At 69.5% G+C, this 1,290-nt stretch carries 1 protein-coding gene; it reads left to right on the forward strand.

Annotated elements, in window-relative coordinates; genetic code table 11:
- Positions 1 to 1,290: condensation domain-containing protein (locus ACFYZZ_RS45380; protein WP_389189974.1), on the forward strand; the 1,290-nt coding region annotated here is incomplete at both ends.

Genomic DNA, 1,290 nt, shown 5'->3' on the forward strand with positions numbered 1-1,290 from the left:
CCCCAGCTGACCGCCCTGCTCTCCTACCCCACCAGCATCCTGACCCAGGCCGACGTCAACGAACTCGCCCACCACTGGCAAGCCGCCCTCCAAGCTCTCACCCGCCACGCCGCCACCCCGGGTGCCGGCGGCCTGACCCCCACCGACCTCCCCCTCCTGACCACCACCCAGGCCGACATCGACACCTGGGAACACACCTACCCCGGCCTGACCGACGCCTGGCCGCTGACCCCCCTGCAGTCCGGTCTCCTCTTCCACGCCCTGCTCGCCGACGGCGCCTACGACGCCTACCACATGCAAATGGCCTTCCACCTGACCGGACCAGTGGACCCACACCGCATGCACACCGCAGGACAGGCCCTCCTGGACCGCCACCCCAACCTGCGCGCCGCCTTCGCCCCCAACACCACCGGAGACCTCGTTCAACTGATCTCCGGCAGAGTCGAGTTGCCGTGGCAGTTCCTCGACCTACGCCACCTGCACGACGAGGAACGCGACCAGGCGCTGGAGAACTTCCTCACCGAGGACCGCACCACCCACTTCGCCCCGGACAGGCCGCCCCTGCTCCGCCTGGCCCTGATCCGACTGACCGACGAACGCAGCGAACTCGTCCTCACCGCCCACCACGTCCTCCTCGACGGCTGGTCCCTCCCCCTCCTCCTCAACGACCTGCTCCGCCTCTACACCACCAACGGCGACACCACCCCCCTACCCCGCCCACCCGCCTACCGCGACCACCTCACCTACCTCACCCACCGCGACCACAAAGCCGCCACCCACGCCTGGACCCAAGAACTCGAGGGCCTGAAGCAGCCCACACTGCTCGCCCCGTACGCCGAACCGTCTGCGGCCGCCGACACCGGCCTGGGCCAGCTCGGCATCGAAGTGCCTGATGCCCGGGCCGTGGCCCGCTGCGCGGCCGAACTCGGCATCACCCTCAACACCCTCGTCCAGGGCGCCTGGGCCATCCTCCTGTCCGCCCTCACCGGCCAGAACGACATCGTCTTCGGCGCCACCGTCTCCGGACGCCCCGCCGACCTCCCCGACGCCGACCACATGATCGGCCTCTTCATCAACACCCTCCCCGTCCGCGTCGACTGCACCCCCGCACAGACCCCCGCCGACCTCCTCACCACCCTCCAAAGCCGCCAGGCCGCCCTCCTCGACCACCACCACTACCCCCTCACCGCCATCCAACAGAACACCGGCCACAACACCCCCCTCTTCGACACCCTCATCGCCTTCGAGTCCTACCCCATCGACCGCACCAGCCTCACCGACACCACAACC

This window comes from Streptomyces sp. NPDC001816 (assembly GCF_042892235.1).
Taxonomy (GTDB): Bacteria; Actinomycetota; Actinomycetes; order Streptomycetales; family Streptomycetaceae; genus Streptomyces.